The following is a 5,497-nucleotide window of genomic DNA, read 5'->3' on the forward strand; positions in this document are numbered from 1 at the left end:
GGCTCCTCGCCCTCGCCGCCCCCAGCACCAACGGCCCGGCGCGCGCCGGCGCCGACCGCCCTATCGCACCATCCATCGAAAGAGACTCAGCATGAGTGACAGCACCGCCCCCGCCACCACCCCCGCCGGCAAGGAGCGGGTCGTCCTCGCCTACTCCGGCGGGCTGGACACCTCGGTGGCCATCGGCTGGATCGGCGAGCAGACCGGCACCGAGGTCATCGCCGTGGCCGTCGACGTCGGCCAGGGCGGGGAGGACCTCGACGTCATCCGCCAGCGCGCGCTCGACTGCGGTGCGGTGGAGGCCTACGTCGCCGACGCACGCGAGGAGTTCGCCACCGAGTACTGCATGCCGGCGCTCAAGGCCAACGCCCTCTACCAGGACCGCTACCCGGTGGTCTCGGCGCTCTCGCGCCCCGTCATCGTCAAGCACCTCGTGCGCGCCGCACGCCAGTTCGGCGCCACGACCGTGGCCCACGGCTGCACCGGCAAGGGCAACGACCAGGTCCGCTTCGAGGTCGGCATCACCTCCCTCGCCCCGGACCTCAAGTGCCTGGCCCCGGTCCGCGACCTCGCCCTCACCCGCGACGTCGCCATCGACTACGCCCAGCGCCACCAGCTGCCGATCGAGACGACGAAGAACAACCCGTTCTCCATCGACCAGAACGTGTGGGGCCGCGCGATCGAGACCGGCTTCCTCGAGGACATCTGGAACGCCCCGACCAAGGACGTCTACAGCTACACCGACGACCCGGCCTTCCCGCCGGTCCCCGACGAGGTCGTCATCACCTTCAAGGAGGGCGTGCCCGTCGCGCTCGACGGCGTCCCGGTCACCCCGCTCCAGGCGATCCAGGAGCTCAACCGCCGCGCCGGCGCCCAGGGCGTGGGTCGCATCGACATCGTCGAGGACCGCCTCGTGGGCATCAAGTCCCGCGAGGTCTACGAGGCCCCCGGCGCGATCGCGCTCATCACCGCCCACCAGGAGCTGGAGAACGTCACCGTCGAGCGTGAGCAGGCCCGCTTCAAGAAGGGCGTGGACCAGCGCTGGACCGAGCTGGTCTACGACGGCCAGTGGTTCTCCCCGCTCAAGCGCTCCCTCGACGTCTTCATCGACGACACCCAGCGCTACGTCTCCGGCGAGATCCGGCTGCTCCTGCACGGGGGCCGCGCCGTGGTCACCGGCCGCCGCAGCGACTCCAGCCTCTACGACTTCAACCTCGCCACCTACGACTCCGGCGACACCTTCGACCAGTCCAACGCCAAGGGCTTCATCGAGATCTACGGCCTCACCGCCAAGCTCGCCGCCGCCCGTGACGTCGTCTTCGGCAACGCCGTCGACCTCGGGCAGGGCACCTTGGAGGTCTCCGACCATGGGTGAGTCCCCCCTGAGCCTGTGGGGCGGCCGCTTCAGCGGTGGGCCGGCCGACGCGCTCACCGAGCTGTCGCGCTCCACGCAGTTCGACTGGCGGCTCGCGCGCCACGACATCGCCGGCTCCCGGGCGCACGCCCGTGCGCTCGCGGGTGCCGGGCTGCTCGACCAGGCAGAGCTCGACGGGATGCTCGCGGCGCTCGACCGCCTCGAGGGCGACGTCGTCTCCGGCGCCTTCGGGCCGCGGCCGGAGGACGAGGACGTGCACACCGCGCTCGAGCGCGGGCTCATCGAGCGGGCCGGGCCCGCGCTGGGCGGCAAGCTGCGCGCGGGCCGCTCCCGCAACGACCAGATCGCCACGCTCGTGCGCTCCTACCTGCGCGAGCAGGCGCGGCTGCTCGCCGGCGGGGTGCTCGACGTCGTCACGGCCCTCACCGAGCAGGCGGCCGCCCACCCGGGCGCGGTCATGCCGGGGCGCACCCACCTGCAGCACGCCCAGCCGCTGCTGCTGGCCCACCACCTGCTCGCCCACGCGTGGCCCCTGCTGCGTGACGTGCAGCGGTGGGTGGACTGGGACGCCCGCGCGGCGGTCTCGCCCTACGGCTCCGGCGCGCTCGCCGGCTCGTCCCTCGGGCTGGACCCGCGCGCCGTCGCGGCGGACCTCGGCTTCAGCGACTCGGTGGAGAACTCCATCGACGGCACCGCCGCGCGCGACGTCGTCGCCGAGTTCGCGTTCGTCGCGGCCATGGTGGGCGTCAACCTCTCGCGGATCAGCGAGGACGTCATCATCTGGGCGACCAAGGAGTTCGGCTTCGCCCGGCTCGACGACGCGTTCTCCACCGGCTCCTCGATCATGCCGCAGAAGAAGAACCCCGACGTCGCCGAGCTGGCGCGCGGCAAGGCCGGGCGCCTCATCGGCGACCTCACCGGTCTGCTCGCCACGCTCAAGGGCCTGCCGCTGGCCTACAACCGCGACCTGCAGGAGGACAAGGAGCCCGTGTTCGACGGCGTCGACACGCTCTCGGTGCTCCTGCCTGCGGTCTCGGGCATGGTCGCCACGCTGACCTTCGACACCGCCCGCATGGCCGAGCTCGCGCCCCAGGGGTTCTCCCTGGCCACCGACATCGCCGAGTGGCTCGTGCGTGAGGGGGTCGCCTTCCGCGACGCGCACGAGATCGCGGGGGAGTGCGTGCGGGTGTGTGAGGCCGCGGGCAAGGAGCTGTGGGACCTCACCGACGACGAGCTCGCCGCGATCTCCCCGCACCTCACCCCGCAGGTGCGTTCCGTGCTCAGCGTCGAGGGCTCGGTCGCCTCGCGCAACGGCCGCGGCGGCACCGCCCCGGACCGGGTCGCCGAGCAGCTCACGGCCGCGCGGGCCGAGCTCGCGCGGCTGCGTGAGTGGGCAGGGACCCAGCCCGGGGGGCCGGCCACCGCGTGACGACGCTCGACCTCACCGCCCCCTCCCTCGAGGTGGCACCCCGCCTCCTCGGCGCGCACCTGACGGTGCGCTCGGAGGAGGGGGCGGTGACGGTGCGTCTCACCGAGGTCGAGGCCTACGACGGCGCCGACGACCCGGGGTCCCACGCGTACCGGGGCCTCACCCCGCGCACCGAGGTGATGTTCGGCCCGGCGGGCCGGCTGTACGTCTACTTCACCTACGGCATGCACTGGTGCGCGAACGTCGTGTGCGGGCAGGACGGGCGCGCGAGCGCGGTGCTGCTGCGCGGCGGGGAGGTCGTCGAGGGCCTGGAGCTCGCGCGCTCCCGGCGCCCGGCCGCCCGACGCGACGTCGACCTCGCGCGCGGCCCGGCCCGGATGGCCCAGGCACTCGGGCTCACCGGCGCCGACAACGGACTGGCACTCGCCGCCGGAGGGCGGGCCGAGCTGGCCGCCCCGGCGGACGTGGTCCCTGAGCCGGTGACCGGACCGCGGGTCGGGGTCGCCGGGCCGGGTGGGGACGGCGAGGTGTTCCCGTGGCGGTTCTGGCTGCCCGGCGAGCCGACCGTCTCGGTCTACCGCCCCGGCACCCGCCGCCCTCGCCGCACCTGACAGCACTCCCGCCCCGCCGTCTCCCGCCGCCGCCTCCCGCCGCTGCCTCGGCCGGCACCTCCCGCCGAGAGCTGGATCGTGCACCGGCACGGCGGGAGGAGGGGGCACACTAGATGCCGGGGCCGACGCCCGGCCCGACCGACCCAGGAAGGTACGCACACGTGAGTGACATCCTCGAGGAGCTGGAGTGGCGAGGGCTCATCGCCCAGACCACGGACCGGGACGCCATCGGCGCCGCCCTCGCCGCAGGACCCGTCACCTACTACTGCGGCTTCGACCCCAGCGCGCCGAGTCTCCACCACGGGCACCTCGTCCAGCTCATCACGCTGCGCCACCTCCAGCTCGCCGGCCACCGGCCGATCGCGCTGGTCGGGGGAGCGACCGGGCTCATCGGTGACCCGCGGATGTCCGGGGAGCGCACGCTCAACGACCGCGCCGTCGTCGCCGAGTGGACCGACCGGCTCCGTGCCCAGATCGAGCCGTTCCTCGACTTCGAGGGCGACAACGCGGCCCGCATGGTCAACAACCTCGACTGGACCTCCGGGCTGAGCGCGATCGACTTCCTCCGGGAGGTCGGCAAGCACTACCGGCTCGGCACGATGCTCGCCAAGGACACCGTTGCGCGGCGCCTCGCCAGCGACGAGGGCATCTCCTTCACGGAGTTCAGCTACCAGATCCTCCAGGGCATGGACTTCCTCGAGCTCAACCGCCGCTACGGGTGCACCCTGCAGACCGGCGGGAACGACCAGTGGGGCAACCTGCTCTCCGGTGTCGAGCTCGCCCGCAAGGCCGACGGCACGACGGTCCACGCCCTGACGACGCCGCTCATCACCAAGGCCGACGGCACGAAGTTCGGCAAGACCGAGGGCGGGGCTGTCTGGCTCGCCCCGGACATGATGAGCCCCTACGCCTTCTACCAGTTCTGGCTCAACACCGAGGACGCCGACGTCGAGCGGTTCCTCAAGATCTTCACATTCCGCACCCGGGAGGAGATCGCCGAGCTCACCGCCGCGGTGGCAGAGCGTCCGCAGGCCCGCGAGGGACAGCGCGCCCTGGCCCGCGACGTCACCACCCTCGTCCACGGCGCCGACGCCACCGAGCGGGTGGAGCGCGCGTCGCAGGCGCTCTTCGGACGGGGAGAGCTGACCGACCTCGACCCCCAGACGCTCGGGCACGCGGTGGCCGAGCTGCCGCGGGGGGAGGCGGTCGTGGGGGAGTCCAACGTCGTCGACCTCCTCGTGGCGACCGGTCTGGCGAACGGGCGCTCCGCCGCCCGTCGCACGGTGGCCGAGGGCGGTGCGTACCTCAACAACGTCAAGGTGACCGACGAGGACCGGGTCCTCGCCCCGGAGGACCTGCTCGCCGGACGCTGGGTGCTGCTGCGCCGCGGTCGGCGCAACCTCGCCGTCGCCGAGGTCGCCGCTCCCTGATCCAGCTCGCACCACCAGATGCCCGCCGGCACGCCCGGCGGGCATCTGTCGTACCCGGGGGCCCGTGCCGCCCGGGTGGTACCGGGGCGCGCAGTCCGCCACCCGGGCGCCGCGCCCTGTGAACGAGGTCTCAGGGGCGAGATCTGGGCACAGCTCACGGCGTCGACGCCGAAGAAGGGCACAAAAGTGCAGGTCACGCGGGGTTTCCGTGGCCGGCGGAGCCAGCCTGGAGGCGGTTTGACGTCGGTGTGGGGACGACGTAATGTTTCACCTCGTTGCCCCCCAGGGAGACACGGACACGAGGCCGAGAGGCCGGTGGCCGGTCCCGGAGAGGCAGCCCCTCACAGTGGCCGCGGTTCGACCGCGGGCGGCTGAGGGCCCGGAGGCGGGGATCACACCGACTGAAGTTGTGTGTGGGAACGCCGGCGGGTAAAGTTGAACGGCCAGCCCCGGACGGGGAGGCGACCAGCAGGTCCGTCTTCCGCGGTGTGTGTCTGTTTCTTGAGAACTCAACAGTGTGCCAAGTTTTTTGATGCCATTTAGATCTGATGGCGTCCGGTCTTTCGGGGCTGGGTGTTTGAGGGTCTGTTTGTTTGGTTGCCTGCTCGCGGTTTCCTTTCCGTGGGTGGGTTTGCCTGGATTGCCTGCCGGC

General features: G+C 72.4%; 4 protein-coding genes. All 4 read left to right on the plus strand.

The genetic code is table 11. From position 1 onward, the window contains the following. Positions 1-91: 91 nt before the first annotated feature. The 4 genes from FHE66_RS05155 (at position 92) to tyrS (ending at position 4,845) form a co-directional block, all read left to right on the plus strand. Entirely contained in the window at positions 92-1,375 is a 1,284-nt protein-coding gene (locus tag FHE66_RS05155) for an argininosuccinate synthase (RefSeq protein WP_139071918.1), read from the plus strand. Next, a complete protein-coding gene (gene argH, locus FHE66_RS05160; RefSeq protein WP_139071919.1) occupies positions 1,368-2,804 on the plus strand; it encodes an argininosuccinate lyase in 1,437 nt (478 codons plus the stop codon). Before FHE66_RS05155 ends, argH begins: the two co-directional genes overlap by 8 nt. Then, positions 2,801-3,415, plus strand: a complete 615-nt coding sequence (locus FHE66_RS05165) for a DNA-3-methyladenine glycosylase (RefSeq protein ID WP_139071920.1) — start codon at positions 2,801-2,803, stop codon at positions 3,413-3,415. Before argH ends, FHE66_RS05165 begins: the two co-directional genes overlap by 4 nt. Before the next feature lie 161 nt (positions 3,416-3,576). Beyond that, complete coding sequence (tyrS, locus tag FHE66_RS05170; protein WP_139071921.1) at positions 3,577-4,845, plus strand: tyrosine--tRNA ligase; 1,269 nt, start codon at positions 3,577-3,579, stop codon at positions 4,843-4,845. Positions 4,846-5,497: the final 652 nt, after the last annotated feature.

The organism is Georgenia sp. 311 (assembly GCF_006151955.1).
GTDB lineage: Bacteria > Actinomycetota > Actinomycetes > Actinomycetales > Actinomycetaceae > Oceanitalea > Oceanitalea wutianyii.